The 15,871-nt window shown below is 70.2% G+C and carries 14 protein-coding genes; 8 read left to right on the top strand and 6 right to left on the bottom strand.

Translation table 11 applies throughout. The features are described from left to right. Positions 1–69: 69 nt before the first annotated feature. Positions 70–816 (bottom strand): glucose 1-dehydrogenase, encoded by a 747-nt coding sequence (locus MFF24_RS07695; protein ID WP_238223680.1) that lies wholly within the window; start codon positions 814–816, stop codon positions 70–72. A gap of 108 nt (positions 817–924) precedes the next feature. On the opposite strand from MFF24_RS07695, the gene MFF24_RS07690 reads away from it, so the two are divergent. Then, positions 925–1,299 carry an ArsR/SmtB family transcription factor gene (locus MFF24_RS07690; RefSeq protein ID WP_238223678.1) on the top strand — a complete coding sequence of 125 codons (375 nt, stop codon included), beginning with the start codon at positions 925–927 and terminating at the stop codon, positions 1,297–1,299. Between the two features lie 198 nt (positions 1,300–1,497). Further along, positions 1,498–2,559 carry a tryptophan--tRNA ligase gene (gene trpS, locus MFF24_RS07685; RefSeq protein WP_166058226.1) on the top strand — a complete coding sequence of 354 codons (1,062 nt, stop codon included), beginning with the start codon at positions 1,498–1,500 and terminating at the stop codon, positions 2,557–2,559. 12 nt (positions 2,560–2,571) lie between these two features. Here trpS and MFF24_RS07680 read toward each other — a convergent pair whose 3' ends face one another. Beyond that, the gene (locus MFF24_RS07680) at positions 2,572–2,745 is read right to left on the bottom strand and encodes a hypothetical protein (protein ID WP_162940415.1); all 174 of its coding nucleotides are present in this window, start codon (positions 2,743–2,745) and stop codon (positions 2,572–2,574) included. A gap of 157 nt (positions 2,746–2,902) precedes the next feature. Here MFF24_RS07680 and leuD point away from each other — a divergent pair, with 157 nt between their 5' ends. Beyond that, a complete protein-coding gene (gene leuD, locus MFF24_RS07675) occupies positions 2,903–3,508 on the top strand; it encodes a 3-isopropylmalate dehydratase small subunit (protein WP_108938454.1) in 606 nt (201 codons plus the stop codon). On the opposite strand, the gene MFF24_RS07670 is transcribed toward leuD, so the two are convergent. After that, positions 3,472–4,137, bottom strand: coding sequence for a pyroglutamyl-peptidase I (locus tag MFF24_RS07670; RefSeq protein WP_238223675.1), 666 nt, complete (start codon positions 4,135–4,137; stop codon positions 3,472–3,474). The genes leuD and MFF24_RS07670 overlap by 37 nt on opposite strands. Then, positions 4,134–5,123 carry a methylmalonyl Co-A mutase-associated GTPase MeaB gene (meaB, locus tag MFF24_RS07665; protein ID WP_108938456.1) on the bottom strand — a complete coding sequence of 330 codons (990 nt, stop codon included), beginning with the start codon at positions 5,121–5,123 and terminating at the stop codon, positions 4,134–4,136. Before meaB ends, MFF24_RS07670 begins: the two co-directional genes overlap by 4 nt. A 145-nt stretch (positions 5,124–5,268) precedes the next feature. On the opposite strand from meaB, the gene MFF24_RS07660 reads away from it, so the two are divergent. Continuing rightward, positions 5,269–6,300, top strand: coding sequence for an alpha/beta hydrolase (locus tag MFF24_RS07660; protein WP_238223674.1), 1,032 nt, complete (start codon positions 5,269–5,271; stop codon positions 6,298–6,300). 130 nt (positions 6,301–6,430) lie between these two features. After that, positions 6,431–6,778, top strand: a complete 348-nt coding sequence (locus MFF24_RS07655) for a hypothetical protein (RefSeq protein ID WP_238223673.1) — start codon at positions 6,431–6,433, stop codon at positions 6,776–6,778. A gap of 193 nt (positions 6,779–6,971) precedes the next feature. Here the strand turns inward: MFF24_RS07655 and MFF24_RS07650 are convergent, their stop codons facing one another. Together MFF24_RS07650 and MFF24_RS07645 are read right to left on the bottom strand one after the other, a co-directional pair. Beyond that, the gene (locus tag MFF24_RS07650) at positions 6,972–8,852 is read right to left on the bottom strand and encodes a S9 family peptidase (protein ID WP_238223672.1); all 1,881 of its coding nucleotides are present in this window, start codon (positions 8,850–8,852) and stop codon (positions 6,972–6,974) included. A 71-nt stretch (positions 8,853–8,923) separates the two neighbouring features. Then, positions 8,924–9,844, bottom strand: coding sequence for a L,D-transpeptidase (locus MFF24_RS07645; protein WP_166058232.1), 921 nt, complete (start codon positions 9,842–9,844; stop codon positions 8,924–8,926). Positions 9,845–10,184: 340 nt separating this feature from the next. Between MFF24_RS07645 and MFF24_RS07640 the strand changes: the two genes are divergently transcribed. The 3 genes from MFF24_RS07640 (at position 10,185) to MFF24_RS07630 (ending at position 15,594) form a co-directional block, all read left to right on the top strand. Continuing rightward, a complete protein-coding gene (locus tag MFF24_RS07640) occupies positions 10,185–10,457 on the top strand; it encodes a hypothetical protein (protein WP_108938461.1) in 273 nt (90 codons plus the stop codon). A 132-nt stretch (positions 10,458–10,589) separates the two neighbouring features. Further along, positions 10,590–11,837: a metallophosphoesterase family protein gene (locus MFF24_RS07635; RefSeq protein ID WP_238223671.1), complete on the top strand. Its 1,248-nt coding sequence runs from the start codon at positions 10,590–10,592 to the stop codon at positions 11,835–11,837. 10 nt (positions 11,838–11,847) lie between these two features. Then, positions 11,848–15,594, top strand: coding sequence for an AAA family ATPase (locus tag MFF24_RS07630; protein WP_238223670.1), 3,747 nt, complete (start codon positions 11,848–11,850; stop codon positions 15,592–15,594). Positions 15,595–15,871 lie beyond the last annotated feature (277 nt).

The following is a 15,871-nucleotide window of genomic DNA, read 5'->3' as shown; positions in this document are numbered from 1 at the left end:
GGGGCGTGCAGTCCGGTCCACCGTGTCAGCGGCGGTTGTGCTGTGGCAGGCGGCGAAGAGAGAGCCCCCTCAACGGACGCCGCCGCTGGCGTTGATGACCTCTCCGGTCACCCAACGGGCGTCGTCGGAGGCGAGGAAGGCGACGACCCGGGCGATGTCATCCGGCTGCCCGGCGCGGCCGAGCGGCGTCTGAGCGACGAGGCCGGCCTCCATCTCGGAGCCGGCGATGCCGGCCGTGTGTGTGCCCTCGGTCACGACGTAGCCGGGACTGACCGTGTTGACCCGTATCTTGCGCGGAGCGAGTTCGTTGGCGAGGACGCCCGAGATGCCGTTCAGCGCCGCCTTGGTGCCTGTATAGACGGAGCTCGTGGGCATGTTCACGTCGGTGACCACCGACGAGATGTTGATGATGCTGCCGCCCTCTCCGAGATGCCTCGCGGCCGCCCGCGTCGCGAGCAGGGCGCCGAGCACGTTGATGTCGAACAGGCGGCGGTAATGCTCCTCCGTCACCTCCTCGATCGCCGCGAATTCGTAGACGCCGGAATTGTTCACCAGCACGTCGAGCCGGCCGAATTGCTGCGCGGCGGCGTCGATCAGGCCCTTTGCCTGCTCAGCCTTGGAAACGTCGGCCTGAACCGCAACGGCCCTGCCTCCGGCCTCGATGATGGCCGCGACCACGGCATCCGCACCGGCCTTGCTCGACGCGTAGTTGACGACGACGGCCGCACCGTCCTTCGCCAGCGCCTTGGCGATCGCCGCACCGATTCCCTTCGATGCGCCGGTCACTACCGCGACCTTGCCCTCAAGCTTCGACATCTGTGCTATCCCTTCGACATGGGACGGCTCCGACACGGAGGCCTCAGTCCCATAGTTCGGAAATTCGGAACTATGGAAGCAGGGTTCAAGCCCCCATATGGATGAATCATGAGGCCCCTGTTTCATCCTGCGATTGAGGACGTCCGACCGGAGGCGATCCTTCACGCCCTGTCCGATCCGCGCCGGGCGGCGATCTTCGCCCGGATCACGAAGGCGGGCTGTGTCGAGGCTTGCTCGGCCGTGTCGTCGGTGGGTGATCAGGTCATCCCGAAATCGTCGCTCTCCAGCCACTTCAAGGTTCTGCGCGAAGCCGGCTTGATCCGTTGCGAGCGGCACGGCATCGAGATGCGCAACCACTCGCGCTGTGCCGAGGTGGAAGCGCGCTTTCCCGGTCTGCTATCGGCAATCATGAACGCCTACGCGGCGCGAACGGCCTGCGAGGACCAGCAGGATGAGGCAGCCCCTCGACCCGAGATGGGATGAGGCTCGGACCGCGAGCCCGATGCGGATGTCTCTCACCCTCGCCGCGCGGCCCTGATGCTGGGAATTCGGGTTCGGACACGGTGGGACGGTGCGGTTCATCCTGCTTGACCCGCCGCCGTCGGCGGTGCCAGTAACCGCCGCTTCAAGCGGGATGCGAGATCGCCTCGGCCCGGACCTTCTTTCCAGGGACCCGCGCCGATGGCCGCGTTCACCGAACTCGTGTTTTCCGGCGTCCAGCCGACCGGCAACCTGCACCTCGGCAACTATCTCGGCGCCATCAAGCGCTTCGTCGAGATGCAGCAGCGCGACGCGCAATGCCTCTACTGCGTGGTCGATCTCCACGCGATCACGATGTGGCAGGATCCGCAGGCGCTTAAAGGCCAGATCCGCGAAGTCACGGCCGCCTTCCTCGCCGCCGGCATCGACCCGAAGCGCTCCATCGTCTTCAACCAGTCCCAGGTGCCGCAGCACGCGGAACTCGCCTGGATCTTCAACTGCGTCGCGCGCCTCGGCTGGCTCAACCGCATGACGCAGTTCAAGGACAAGGCGGGCAAGGACCGGGAGAACGCCTCGATCGGTCTCTACGACTATCCCGTTCTGATGGCCGCCGACATCCTGGCCTACCGGGCGACCCACGTGCCCGTGGGCGAGGACCAGAAGCAGCACCTCGAACTGACCCGCGACATCGCCCAGAAGTTCAACAACGACTTCGCGCAGTCGATCCTGGCGCACGGGCACGGCGAGCAGTTCTTCCCGCAGACCGAGCCGCTGATCGGCGGACCGGCGGCGCGGGTGATGTCGCTCCGCGACGGCACCAAGAAGATGTCGAAATCGGACCCGTCCGAGTATTCGCGCATCGCCCTCACCGACGATGCCGATGCCATCGCGCAGAAGGTGCGCAAGGCCAAGACCGATCCGGAGCCCCTCCCCTCGGAGACCGCGGGCCTTGCCGGACGTCCGGAGGCCGACAACCTCGTCGGCATCTTCGCCGCGCTTCGCGGCATCACCCGCGACGAGGTGCTGAAGGATTTCGGCGGCGCGCAATTCTCCAGCTTCAAGCCGGCGCTGGTCGATCTCGCCGTCGAGACGCTGGCGCCGATCGGTGCCGAGATGAAGCGGCTGGTGGCCGACCCGGCCTATATCGATTCCGTGCTCGCCGACGGCGCCGGTCGGGCGGAGGCGATCGCCGCTCCGACCCTCGATGCGGTCAAGGACATCGTCGGCTTCGTCCGGCGCGGGCCGGCGCTCAGGGCGGTGTGAGGAATCGCGCCGTCACCGGCGCGGCTCGTCCTTGCGCAGGTGGCGGCCGTAGGCCTGCTCCTTATCCTCGCGCTCCTTGATCAGGTCGGCATAGGCCTGGCGCATCTCGGGCGAGACGGACACGCTCTTGCCCTTGGAGGGTTTGCGCTTGGGTGCCTTCTTGAAGGTGTCTGACGTGTCGGCCATCGTCCGCGTGCTCCCCTCGACCGTTCCTATCATAAGGCAAGTCCGGTGCCGGCCGTAAAGTGACCGTCTACCGGCCCGGCGATTCGACTGCTAGATACCGGCGGACCGAGGCCGGGAGATCTGTACCCGGCACCCGACGACGATTTCGAGAAGCACGATGGAAAAGTTCACGACCCTGGAGGGCGTCGCCGCGCCCATGCGGATCATCAACATCGACACCGACCGCATCATCCCCAAGCAGTATCTCAAGACGATCAAGCGCACCGGGCTCGGCCAGGGGCTGTTCTCCGAGATGCGTTACAACGACGACGGCTCGGAAAATCCCGATTTCGTCCTCAACCAGCCGGCCTACCGCAACGCCAAGATTCTTGTGGTCGGCGACAATTTCGGCTGCGGCTCGTCGCGCGAGCACGCGCCCTGGGCGCTGGCCGATTTCGGCATCCGCTGCGTGATCTCCACGAGCTTCGCCGACATCTTCTTCAACAACTGCGCCAAGAACGGCATCCTGGCCATCGTCGTCCCGCCGGAGGATCTGGAGAAGCTGTTCGAGGATGCCGAGCGGGGCTCCAACGCGACGCTGACGATCGATCTCGCGGCGCAGACCATCAAGGGTCCCGACGGCGGCACCCTGCATTTCGACATCGACGAGGGCCGCAAGCACAACCTGCTCAACGGCCTCGACGAGATCGGCCTGACGCTGGACCAGAAGGCTCCGGCGATCGACGCCTACGAGGCGAAGCTCGCCCAGCGCGAATGGGCCTGATCCAGTGCTGACGGGCGCGCCCTGCCCCGCAGGGCGAGCACCCGCGCGGCCTCGGCGAACGCCGCGGCCCAACGGTCGAGCGCGGGCCGGCGGCGCCCTCCCCCGGCTTTCGGCCGCCGCGTGCGAGGCGGCATCGGAATGTGCAGGAAGACCGCCGGGCAGCCCTGCTCCAGCCCCCGGTAGTACGAAGCATTGCAGAGGTAGCGCCCGGCATCGCGTGAGACCGCGGCTGCGAGCCCAACCCGCCGCAGCGCCACCTGCACCTGCGCCGCCGCAGGGCTCCGCCTCTGCGCCGGACCGTCTGGATCGAAAGCGAGCGTCCGCCCCACCGAACCGCTTGCATCCGGAAACAGCCTGCTGACCCGGTTGACGGCCCGCGTCTCGACGCAGACGCGAGAGCGACGGGCGGCAACACCGAGCATCAGGATCCCCTTCGGCCTCCTCGCCAGAGCGGGGGCGAGTTGCGTCTCGAGGGCGCCGTAGCGGGTATCGAGCACGAGGCAGTCCGGCGTCGTCCCGAGGATGCGGCGCAGATGCGGCGAGGCCGCCAGTCGCCGCGCGAGGCGGGCGCTCGGGTTATTGGGCACGGTCGGGAACGGGCCGAAGCCGGTGATGAGCAGGCGGCTCACAACCCGATCAGCGCCGCGATCGCGTCGGCACCGGCAGCGGGCGAGTGCTCGCCACCCGCCACCGCCCGCTCGGCCTCGGCAGTGGCCTGGCGCACCTCGGCGCTGCCGACGAGGCGCTGGTGCAGGCGTTCATGCACGAGGGCCCACATCCATTTCACGTCCTGCTCGCGCCGCTTCTTGGCGATCTCGCCGGTCGCAGTGAGCTTGGCGCGGTGATCCTCGATCCGGGACCACAGGCCGTCGAGCCCCTTGCCGTGAAGGCCGGAGATCGTGACCACCGGCGGCGTCCAAGTGGCCGAGGGCGGCGTCAGGATGTGGAGCGCGGCGCGGTACTCGGAGGCCGCGGCATTGGCCCGGCGCTCGCCCTCGCCGTCGTCGGCCTTGTTGACCGCGATCATGTCCGCGAGTTCGAGGATCCCCTTCTTGATGCCCTGCAACTCGTCACCAGCGCCCGGCAGCATCAGCACGAGGAAGAAGTCGGTGAGGTCGGCCACCGCCGTCTCGGATTGGCCGACGCCGACGGTCTCGACGAGGATGACGTCGAAGCCCGCCGCCTCGCACAGCAGCATGGTTTCGCGGGTCTTGGCGGCGACGCCGCCCAGCGTGCCCGAGGAGGGCGAGGGCCGGATGAAGGCGTTGCGGTCGATGGCGAGCCGGGCCATCCGCGTCTTGTCGCCGAGGATCGAGCCGCCGGTGCGGGTCGAAGAGGGATCGACCGCCAGCACCGCCACCTTGTGCCCGGCGCCCGTCAGCAGCGCGCCGAGGGCGTCGATCGTGGTCGATTTGCCGACGCCCGGCACGCCGGTGATGCCGACACGGATCGCGCGGCCGGTCTGCGGCAGCACCGCGTCGATGAGGTCGCGCGCCGCCGCCCGGTGATCGGCCCGGCGGGACTCGGCCAGCGTGATGGCGCGGGCGAGCGCCGCCCGGTCACCGGCCAGGAGCCGCTCGCGGATTGTGTCCATATCGGGAAGGGTCGCGCTCATGGTTCCTTCATGCCGGGGCGGCCGGCGGGCGTCGAGTGCCCAAAATCCCAATCGTGCCCCGCCACGGTCAAGATCGTGCGCGAAGGAAGAGTCCCCGCACCGGCCTGCTACCGGAACGGGATTTTTCGGGGACCTAAGACCGGTCATGCAGCCCTCCGACGCGACACGCCGCTCCCTCCTGCGCCTGCTGGGCCTGGCCGGCGTGGCTGGCTTCTCCCCTGCCCTGTCGGCCTGCGTCATGGACGGGCTCGCCACCGGCACTGTCGGCGAGACGCAGTCCGCACTCGACGTGAGCCCGGTGCTCCTCGTCGCCACCACCCGCCGTCCGGCCTCCGGCAGCCCGCCGAAGGCTCCGTTCTTCGGCTCCGAGCGCGGACGGGGCCTCAGCTTTGCCGAGGCGCGCATGTCGGCGCCGGACCGCTCGCTGATCGGCAAGGTCTCGGCGGTGGTGGGCGGGGATTGGGGTGTCCGCTCCGTCGGCGAAGTCACGACGGGACCCGGAGCGGCCGCCGCCTTCGCGCAATCCGCGTTCGGCCGCGACGTGCTGATCTACGTCCACGGCTATCGCGAGAGCTTCGAATCCGCCGCGATCAGCGCCGCGCGCCTGTCCGACGGGATCCGCTTCAACGGCGCCTCGGCCCTGTTCACATGGCCCTCGGCGGCGGCGACCTTCGATTACGGCTACGACCGCGAGAGCGCGCTGTGGTCCCGCGACGCGTTCGAGGATCTGCTGAAGACGGTCGCGACGACGCCGAGCGGTGGGCGCATCCACATCGTCGCCCACTCGATGGGGACGCTCCTCACGCTGGAGACCTTGCGCATGCTGCGGGTCGAGGCCGGCGAGGCGGCGGTCGCCCGCATCGGCGCGGTGGTGCTTGCCGCCCCCGACATCGACATCGACCTCTTCGCCAACGGCGTGGAACGCCTGGGGCCGGACGCCAAGCGCATCACCGTGATCTCGGCCACCAACGACCGAGCGCTCGAATTGTCGGGCGCCATCGCCGGCGGTGTCGTCCGCGCGGGGGCGGCCGACCGGGAACGCCTGGAAGCGCTCGGCGTGCGCGTGGCCGATGCCTCCGATTACGGCGGCGGCCTCTTCAATCACGACCTGTTCCTGTCCAACCGCGAGGTGCAGGCTGTCGTGAAACGGGCCATCGCTCGCGGCAGCGGGGCGTAATCTCGTAAGACCCATCGACGAATCCCGTCCCGACGTCCTACAAGCGCCGCCGGACCCGGCCGGCCCGGGTTCTTCGCGCAGCGCCGACCGTCGGCCTGCGGCTCTTTTCCCTCCTTCGAGGACGTTCCCGATGTTCACGCTTGAGATCGACGGCACGGCGATCGCGGTCATCAACGGCGACGAGGCGACCGCCCGCGACCTGTTCACTTGCGACGGCTTCAAGGAGGACATCCGCTCGATGACCACCGCCGGCCGTCCGATCTGGAACGGCACGTCGGCGCTCACCGTGCGCAAGTCCACCGAGGACGAGATCGAGGAGTTCGAGGACGCGCTTGCGGCCGATGACGGCGAAGGCGAGTTCGAGCCCGACGCGCAGCACGCTGCCGAGGGCGACGGCTCGGAAGACGAGGAGGAGGCCGACATCGTCTTCCTGGTCGACATCGACGACGAGGACGAGGATCAGCCGCTCGACGCGTAACGCGGTATCCACGACGAGATAAAGGCCGTGCCTGCGGAAGCGATCGGCACGGTCGTTTTCTATCAGGAAGCGGAGCGCGGCTGGATTGCTTCGCTCCGCTCGCAGTGACCTGGAAGACTATTGTCGCGTCATTGCGAGGCGAAGCCGAAGCAATCCAGAGCGCAACGCTCGCCGCTTCGAGCGCCGCAGCAAATCATCCCTCCCGCACCACCTGCATCGACGTTCCGGCCGACTCCGCCTCGCGGATCGATTCGCAACGCCCGCCGAGATGGCGTGCGAGAAAATCTTCGGCGCGGGCGAAGAAAGCCAGGCGGTTCGCCGGGCGCACGAGTCCGTGGCCTTCGTCGGGAAACAGCAGGTAGGTCACCGGGATGCCGCCTCGCTCCATCGCGGCGACCATCTGATCGGACTCAGCCTGCTTGACCCGCGGATCGTTCGCCCCCTGCACGATCAGCAGCGGCGCCTTGATCCGGTCGGCGAAGTAGACCGGCGAGCGCTCGCGGATCAGCGCCATGCCCTCCTCGGTGTCCGGATCGCCGATGGCGCGGTGGAGTTGCGCCCGCATCGCCTCCCAGTAGGGCGGGATGGTTCGCACGAGGGTTTCGAGGTTGGCCGGGCCGACGAGGTCGATCCCGCAGGCGTAGGATTCCGGGTTGCGGGTCAGCGCCATCAGCGTGGCGTATCCGCCGTAGCTGCCGCCCATGATCGCGACGCGGGCCGGGTCGGCCACGCCCTCTCCCAACGCCCAGGCGACGGCGTCGCTGAGGTCGTCGTCCATCCGCCGGCCCCATTCGCGGTCGCCCGCGTTGAGGAACGCCTTTCCGAAGCCGGTCGAGGAACGGAAGTTGACGCTGAGCGCGGAATAGCCGCGGTTGGCCAGCCACTGATGAATGCCGTCGAAGCCGAAGCTGTCGCGCGCCCACGGACCGCCATGGACGAGAAGCACCAGCGGGCCTGGGCCCTCGGCGCCAAGCGGACGGGTGAGGTAGGAGACGAGATCGAGCCCGTCGCGGGAGCGGATGATCGCCGGGCTCATGGCGGCGAGCGGCGCCCCCTCCAGTTCCGGCCGGGCGCTGCCAAGTGAGCGCAGCGTCTTCGCCCGCCGGTCGTAGATCGCCGCCTCGCTGACGCGGGTGTCGGCTCGCGCGACGACGATCCAGAGCGAATCGTCCTCGGTGCGGCTTGCCGGATACCAGTCGCCGAGCCCTTGGGTTTCGAGGAAGGCGAAATCGTCGGTGAAGCGCGGATCGAGCACGTGCCAGGATTTGCGGGCATGCGTGACCGCGTAGGCCACGGGCTCGTGCGTCTCGGCATCCTGCAGCACGGCGCCGATATCCGCCTCTTCGTGCGCCGCCAGCACGCGTGTCTCGCCGGTGGCGAGATCGATCCGGGTTAGCGCAGCGGTGTTGCGGCCGCGGCTGTCGCGGCAGAACAGAGCCGTACCGGCGGCGTCGAGGTTCTCCGCGCCGGAAACACGAGCATCCTCGGGTGGGAAGGTGAGCCACGGCTTCCAGTTGGCGCCGTCCGGGGCAAGCAACTGGCTCGAACCATCTGGAAGGTTGCGGAAGGCGAAGCGCACCGCGTAGCGCTCATCGATCAGGAAGCCGGCGAAACCGGGATTCTCGGCGACCAAGCTTCGCTCGCCGGTGGCGAGATCGATGCTGTGCAAGTCGTGGAAGCGCGGGTCGCGGTCGTTGATCGCCACCAGCACCCGGTCGCGCACGATGCGGCTGAGGCCGACGATTGCTGCGGCAATGCCGGGAATCGGCGTCAGTTCGCGCCGCTCGCCTGTGGTGAGATCGACGGCGTAGAGGTGGTGATTCTCGTCGCCGTCCGCGTCCTGCACGTAGAGCAGGTGCCGCCCGTCATAGGCGAAGGCGTAGGCGTCGATGCCGCGTCGCCGATCATTGGTGACGGGCGTGGCCGCGTCGAGGTCGTCGATCGGCGCAGACCAGATATTGAGCACACCCTCGTGGGGCGCCACCCAGCCGAGGCGGCGCCCGTCCGGGCTGATCTGATGGCCGTAGCGCGTCGGGTTGCCGAACAGGTGCTCGCGCGGGATCAGATCGACCATGGTGTCTCCTCGAGATCCGGCGGCGCCGCGAACAGGCGACGCGCTCGGGTCTCCAGGAAACTATCGCGGGATCAGCCGAGCACCACCACCTTGGCGCCGACCTCGACGCGGTTGAACAGGTCGATGGCGTCCTGATTGATCATGCGGATGCAGCCCGAGGACACGCTCTGGCCGATGGAATGCGGCTCCAGCGTGCCGTGGATGCGGAACAGCGTGTCCTTGTTGTTCTGCCAGAGATACATGGCCCGCGCGCCGAGCGGGTTGCGGCTGCCGCCGGGGACGCCGAGGCCGCTCTGCAGCTTGTCGACCTCACGGGCGAGATCGGGCCGGCGGGCAATCATCTCCTTGGGCGGATACCAGTCCGGCCAAGCCTGCTTCGAATTGACGGTCGCAGTTCCCGACCACGAGAAGCCCTGCTTGCCCACACCGACGCCGTAACGGCGCGCCCGGCCGTTCGGCAAGACGAGGTAGAGGAAGCGCGCCTTCGGATCGACCACGATCGTGCCCGGCGGCTCGTTGGTGCGGAAATCGACTTCCTGCCGCAGGTAGATCGGGTTGAACTTCTTGTAGGCGATCGCCTGGACCGGGAACGGCTCATTGGCGATGGCCGCGTAGGCCTTCGCGTAGTCGATCGGGCCGTTATCGGGCTCCTGCGGCGGCACCGGATAGCCGGCCTGCTGCTGGCGCGGCGTCTGGTTCGGGGCCTCGGCGGCGGGGGGCGGCTCGCCGTAGCGCTCGGCCCGGCGGCGGGCATAGCCTTCCGCGTCGAGATCCGTCTGCGCGTCGGGCACCGGGCGCCCGTTGCTGACGCGGCCGTTATAGGGGACGTACTGACCGCCGCGGCGACGGAAGAGATTGCCGTTGCTGTCCTGGTAGAGGCGGTCATCGTCGAACCCATCGAAGGTCTGGGCGAGGACGTGCGCCGGCAGGATGGCGAGCCCGAGGCTCGTCGCGGCTCCGAAAAGAAGCGTACGGCGGTTCTGAAGTGACATGGATCGCTCGATCGAATGGGCCGGGCCGAAAACGTCTCCGGAATACGGAAGAACGGTCACGATCGTCCGGGCCGGCTGAACTGCCCCGCTTGTTCCCTAGCAAGGAAGCGCACGGGCGTCAGGGCCGGTCGCGACCGTCATGGCTCCTGCACCGCGAACTGTGCGAACATTGTGTCCGAAAGGTTACACGCGGAGCCGCCATGCGCGCCGCAGGCGGCTTTAACGATTTCGCAAAAAATGTGCGGATTGCGAGGCGAATCGTGGCGGACGGCGATTGCTTTGGCGGGACCCATCCCTAGATCAAGCGTAGCCGTTCGGCCCCGACCACGGACCTCCTCCCTTGCGCGCCTCGCTCCTCCGCCTCTCGCTCGGATTGCTCTGCCTCGGCCTGGTTCTCCCCAGCGAAGCCATGGCTGCCCGCAAGGCGGCTCCCCCTCGCCCGGCCAAAACAATGGTCAAGCCGAAGGTGGCGCAGCCGGACGCGAAGCTGCCGCCCTCGGCACCGCAGACGGCGTGGACCGCGGCCGAACCCGCCAATTGCGGCAGGGTACGTCGCAAGCTGTGGCAGGCCGAGGAAGGCTGGATCGTGAAGACGGTCACCGTCTGCCATTGAGGCCAGGGGCCGCAAGCCACAGGAGATCCCGGCCTGCCGCCGGGATACACTCGAAGCCGGCGACGCAACCCGCTACAAGCCGCCTCGAGGCGGCGACGGTCGCGGCCCCGGTCTCGGTGAGTGGCGTCCTCAGTGATCCGCGTTCTCCATACGGGCGATTGGCATATCGGCCAGACCCTGCGCGGCTTCTCCCGCGAGAGCGAGCACGAGGCCGTGTTCGCCCGTCTCGAGACCATCGTGGTCGAGCGCGAGGTCGATGCTCTCGTGGTGGCGGGCGACGTGTTCGACAGCCAGAACCCGTCCGGTGAGTCCCAGGCGCGCTTCTACGCGCTGATGGCGCGCCTGCACGCGGCGCGGCCGGCGATGACCATCGTCATCACCGCCGGCAACCACGATGCCGCCGGACGCCTCGAAGCGCCGCGCCCACTGCTGGAGGCCATCGGCGTCCACGTCGTCGGCAATGTCCGGCGTCGCGACGGCGCGATCGATCTCGAACGCCATCTCGTGCCGGTCCGCTCGGCCGGCGGCGAGGTGGCGGCGCAAGTGCTCGCCGTCTCCTATCCCACCGCCGCCTGCCTGCCGCCGCTCTCGTCGCTGGGAGCCGAGCGGCGCATCGGCGAGACCTCGCCGATCGTGCGGGCGGTGCGCGACCTCTACGGCCAGCTCTTCGAGGCGGCCCGGCCGCGGCTCGCTGGCCTGCCGCTCCTCGTCACCGGCCATCTCCACGTCGCGGGCGGCCTCGAATCGGAAGGCGCCGAGCGGCGCATTCTCGTTGGCGGCGAGCACGCGGTACCGGCCGACGTGTTTCCCGAGGAGGCGCGCTACGTGGCTCTGGGCCACCTTCATCGCGCCCAGGGGCTGGGCGGCGGGCAAGTGCGCTATTGCGGCTCGCTGATCCCACTCTCGGCCGCCGAGCAGCCCTACCGCCACGGCGTCACCCTGGTGACGCTCGGCACCGGCGCGGCGGAGATCGAGCATATCGAGATCCCGCGCCCCGTCCCCTTCCTGCGCCTGCCCGCTTCCGGCGACATGCCGCTGGCCGATCTCGGCGACCATCTCGCGGCCCTCGCGCTCGCCCCAGACCTGCCGCTGGAGGCACGGCCCTACATCCAGGTTCGGCTCGCCCGCGAGGGTCTGCTTCCGGGCTATCGGGCCGAGGTGGACCGCATCGCCGAGAGTTTCCCCGTGCGCGTGGTCGATGTGCGGGTGAGCGTGCCGCCGCGGGCCGCGATCGAGATCGTGGAACCGGAAGCCCCGCCGCCGCGCCTGTCGGAGCGCGACCCGGAGGAGCTGTTCCGCCTCGCCTACCGCGCGAAATGGGACGAAGAGCCCGAGCCCGCTCATCTCGACGTGTTCCACCGCGCGCGAGCGGAGGCCTGAGCTTCAAGCCATGCGCATCCTCGCGATCCGCGGCGAGAACCTCGCAAGCCTCGCCGCGCCCTTCGCGGTCGATCTCGCTGCCGAGCCGCTCGGCGCCACCGGCCTGTTCGCCATCACCGGAGAGACCGGCGCGGGCAAGTCCACGATCCTCGACGCACTCTGCCTCGCCCTCTACGGCCGCTATCCCCGCGTCGCGGTCAGCCGCCGCGAAGACGTGCCCGATCCCGGCGGCGAGGCGCTGAGCGCCAGCGACGGGCGGGCGATACTGCGCCGGGGTGCCGGGTCCGGCTACGCCGAGGTTGATTTCATCGGCCAGGACGGCGTGGCCTACCGCGTCGGCTGGGAGGCCTATCGCGCCCGCAACCGGGCGACGGGCAAGCTCCAGGCGGAGCGGCGGCGCCTGCACCGGCTCGATGACGGCAGCGCGGTGGCGGCGGGCAAGACGCAGGTGCTCGACAAGGTCGTCGCGCTCACCGACCTGACCTTCGACCAGTTCCGCCGCACGGTGCTACTGGCCCAGGGCGAATTCGACGCTTTCCTCCTCGCGGCCGAGGGCGAACGGGCCGAGCTTCTGGAGAAGATCACCGGCACCGCGATCTATTCGGAGATCTCGAAGCGGGTGCATCTCGGCTACGAGGAGCATCGCCGCGCGGTCGAAGCCTTGGAACTGCGGCAGGGCGAGATCGGCCTGCTCGACGAAGCCGGGTTGCAGGCGCGCCGGTCGGAGCGCGCGGAGCGCCTCGCCGAGGTGGCGGCGTGGCATGCCGAGCAGGAGGCGGTGAGTCGCATCCTCGAGACCGCGCGCCGGATCGAGGCCGCCCGGCTCGCGCTGGTGCAGGCCGAGCAGCGCGTTGCGGCGGCCCGCGCGGCATCGGAAGCGGCGGAACCGGAGCGAGCGCGTTGGGCCGAACTCGACGCGGTCGAGCCGCTGCGCGGGTGCGCGGAAGCCCTCGGCGAGGCCGCCCGCGAGCGGAAGGCGGCGCAGGCTGAGGCCGAAGCGGTGGCGATCCGTGTCGCGGCGGCGCGCATGGCCGCAGAAGCCGCCGAGGCGAAGCGGGTGGAGGCCGGCGCGGCGGACGAGGCCGCGGAAGTCGTGTTCAAGCGTTTCGGCCCGCTCTGGGACCGGGCAGCGGAACTCGACGCCGCCATCGCTCACGCGGAGCTCGAATCCGAAGGCGCCGGGCATAAGGCAGTCCGGGCCGCCGAGGCCGCCGAAGCGGCGCTCGCCAGACTTGCCGCGCTCGACCAGCGTCTCGCAGAGACACGGGAGGCGCGCGACACCGCGGCCCGCCGCCTCGACGCCGACCGCGCTCACGCCCTCCTGGCCGAGCGCGGCGAGGAGTTCGCCCGCCGCATCCGCGAACGGGCGCGGCTGCGCGGGCAAGCGGAGACGGCGGCGCAGGAGGCCGCCGCACGCCGAGCCGAGATCGCAGCCTGCGACGCAGAGGCCAGCGAAGGCACCACTCGCCTCGCCGAGCTTCGTGCCCGCCGCGAGGCGCTGACCGCCGCCCGCGCCGAGCGGGAGGCAGCGTTCGACGCGCTCGCCGAGCCTGCCGCGCAGACCCGCGCCACCGCTCTCGAAGGTCTGCTCGATGCGCTTCGCGACGCCTACGCCCTGGCGCAGCGACACGGCACGGCGCTGGCCGACCGGGCGGCGGCGGCGGAAGCGGAGGCCGAAGCCGGCGCGGCCTTCGCCGAGGCCGCCGCCCGTTTCGCGGCGGAGGAGCGCGTGCTGCACGAAGCCGGCATCCGCCGCTCGGAGATCGCGCCGCTCGCCGAACTCGCCCAGGAAAGCGCGTCGCGCGAGGCGGCGCGGCTACGCAGCCTTCTGGTCGCGGGTGCGCCCTGCCCCGTCTGCGGCGGTCGCGACCATCCGCATGCCCATGGATCCGATGATGCGCTCGGGCGTCTCGCCGAGGAGATGCGCGCCCGCCGCGCAGCACTCGACGCCGAAATCACCGCCCATCAGGCGGCCCACGACCGGGCTAGGGGCGATGCCGCCGCGGCCGAAGGCCGGCATGACGATGCGCAAGAGCGCGGTGCCGCGGCCGCCGAGGCGGCTGCCTCGACCGCCGCCCGCTACCGCGCGGGCCTGCCCGATCTCGCCGCCGCGCTCGAAGCGTCCGGGCTTGCCGTACCTCTACCGCAGGAACCGGATCTGTCCGGCCTTGCCGCCGCCGGCGCCGCCGCGCGGGCCGAGCGCGACGCCACCCAGCGGACGCTCGCCGCGGCGCGGTCTCTGCGCAGCGAGATCGACGGCCTGATCCGGGATCGTGACGCGGTCGAGGCGCGGATCGAGGCGCAAGCCCGCTCCCTCGATGCGCTCACGCGCCGCCGCGGCGCGGCGGGCCTTGCGGCCGAACGGGCGGAGAACGGTCACGCCGCCTTCCTTCAGCGGATGACGGACCTTGCGGGGGAAATCGCTCCGGCCCTCAGTGCCGCCGATCTCGGCCTGCCTGATCTCGACCGCGCGGCAGAGGCCGGCGCCGACCGGATCCTCGCCCTCGGGCAGGCTTACGCGGCCCTACGGACGCAGCAGGCCAGTTACGAAGCACAACTCGCTGCCCTGGCGCCGGAACGGGCAGCCGCCGCTTCTTTGAGCGACACCGAGACGCGCGCCGCCGCCGAAGCCCGCGCCGAGGCGACGGAGCGGCAAGCCCGCCTCGCCGAGACGCGCACAGCCCGCGCCGGCCTGCTCGGAGGGGAGGCGACCGGCCCGCACCGCACGCGGCTCAACAACGAGCGCCGCGCGGCACGCGACGCGCTTCAACTGGCGCAGGCCGCTGGCGCCGAGGCCGCCCGCGCGCTCACGGGCGTCCTCACCGAGGCCTCTGCGACGGCCGCCGCCCTGGAGCGGGCCGCTGCCCGCCACGACGCGGCCGAGGCCGCCTTCGTGCAGGCCTGCGGCGAGCGGGGCCGCGAGACGGTGGCGGCCCTGCTCGCCGTCCCGGTTGAACCGCGCGAGGCCTTGCGCGGGCACCTCGACCGGCTCGCCCGCGACGAGGCCGAGGCGTTGACGGCGCTTGCCACACGCCGCGCCGATGTCGCGACCGTGAGCACCGAAGTCGAGATCGACGTCGCCGCCGCGCAGGCCGAGGCGGCACGGCTCGCCGAGGCGACGGCGCAGGCCCAGCAGCGCCTCGGTGCCCTGGACGCGGAACTGCTCCGCGACGAGGCTGCGCGCGCCAAGGCGGCCGACCTCGCCCGCGCGATCGAAGCAGCGAAGGCCGAATTCGCCACTTGGCACCGGGTCGAGGAGGCGATCGGCTCGGCCGGCGGCGACCGCTTCCGCCGCTTCGCGCAAGGGGTGACGCTCGATCACCTCGTCCACCTCGCAAACGATCAGCTCAGGGCGCTCAGCCCCCGCTACCGCCTCGCCCGGAGCGCGGGCGCCGACCTCGCCCTCCACGTCGTGGATCGCGACATGGGCGACGAGCGCCGGGCGACACGCAGCCTGTCCGGCGGCGAGCGGTTCCTCGTCTCGCTGGCTCTCGCGCTCGCCCTCTCGGGGTTGGAGGGGCGGCAATCCTTCGTCGACACGCTGTTCATCGACGAAGGGTTCGGCTCGCTCGACGCCGAAACCCTGGATCTCGCGGTGGACGCGCTGGAGATGCTGCAGGGCCGCGGCCGCAAGGTCGGCGTCATCACCCATGTCGCGGGGATGATGGAGCGCATCGCCGTGCAGATCCGCGTGGAAAAGCGCGGCTCCGGGCGTAGCGTGGTCCGCGTCGTGGACCGCGGCGCTACCGTCGATTGAGGCCATGCAGCCGCTGCTTCGTTCATAGGCAGCACTGCATCCCTCGACGGCACGGTGCAGTGGCACGGCATCGATCCTGCCGTATCCGCCGATATCCTTCGGACATGCGGGACTCCACTTCGTCGGGGCGGGAAAGGCGGTCGGCTCCGGAAGCCTCTGTCGGGCAGCCGTCCGGCCCAGTTCGCGGTGACCTCGAAACTGGCACGCCCCCTGCATAGCTTCGAGCGCTGCCCCTGGGCGGCGGGCGGGGCAACGGCGCCTCGCGCTCGGACGGCGC

Origin of the sequence: Methylorubrum aminovorans (assembly GCF_022179725.1) — a bacterium.
GTDB lineage: Bacteria > Pseudomonadota > Alphaproteobacteria > Rhizobiales > Beijerinckiaceae > Methylobacterium > Methylobacterium aminovorans.
This window is presented reverse-complemented; position numbering and strand designations above follow the sequence as displayed.

Excerpts from the sequence above, each read along its gene's own strand:
- MFF24_RS07630 (WP_238223670.1), top strand. The coding sequence starts at position 11,848 with ATGCGCATCCTCGCGATCCGCGGCGAGAACCTCGCAAGCCTCGCCGCG.
- MFF24_RS07690 (WP_238223678.1), top strand. The coding sequence starts at position 925 with ATGAGGCCCCTGTTTCATCCTGCGATTGAGGACGTCCGACCGGAGGCG.
- MFF24_RS07655 (WP_238223673.1), top strand. The coding sequence starts at position 6,431 with ATGTTCACGCTTGAGATCGACGGCACGGCGATCGCGGTCATCAACGGC.
- MFF24_RS07660 (WP_238223674.1), top strand. The coding sequence starts at position 5,269 with ATGCAGCCCTCCGACGCGACACGCCGCTCCCTCCTGCGCCTGCTGGGC.
- trpS (WP_166058226.1), top strand. The coding sequence starts at position 1,498 with ATGGCCGCGTTCACCGAACTCGTGTTTTCCGGCGTCCAGCCGACCGGC.
- MFF24_RS07645 (WP_166058232.1), bottom strand. The coding sequence starts at position 9,844 with ATGTCACTTCAGAACCGCCGTACGCTTCTTTTCGGAGCCGCGACGAGC.
- leuD (WP_108938454.1), top strand. The coding sequence starts at position 2,903 with ATGGAAAAGTTCACGACCCTGGAGGGCGTCGCCGCGCCCATGCGGATC.
- MFF24_RS07680 (WP_162940415.1), bottom strand. The coding sequence starts at position 2,745 with ATGGCCGACACGTCAGACACCTTCAAGAAGGCACCCAAGCGCAAACCC.
- meaB (WP_108938456.1), bottom strand. The coding sequence starts at position 5,123 with ATGAGCGCGACCCTTCCCGATATGGACACAATCCGCGAGCGGCTCCTG.
- MFF24_RS07650 (WP_238223672.1), bottom strand. The coding sequence starts at position 8,852 with ATGGTCGATCTGATCCCGCGCGAGCACCTGTTCGGCAACCCGACGCGC.
- MFF24_RS07695 (WP_238223680.1), bottom strand. The coding sequence starts at position 816 with ATGTCGAAGCTTGAGGGCAAGGTCGCGGTAGTGACCGGCGCATCGAAG.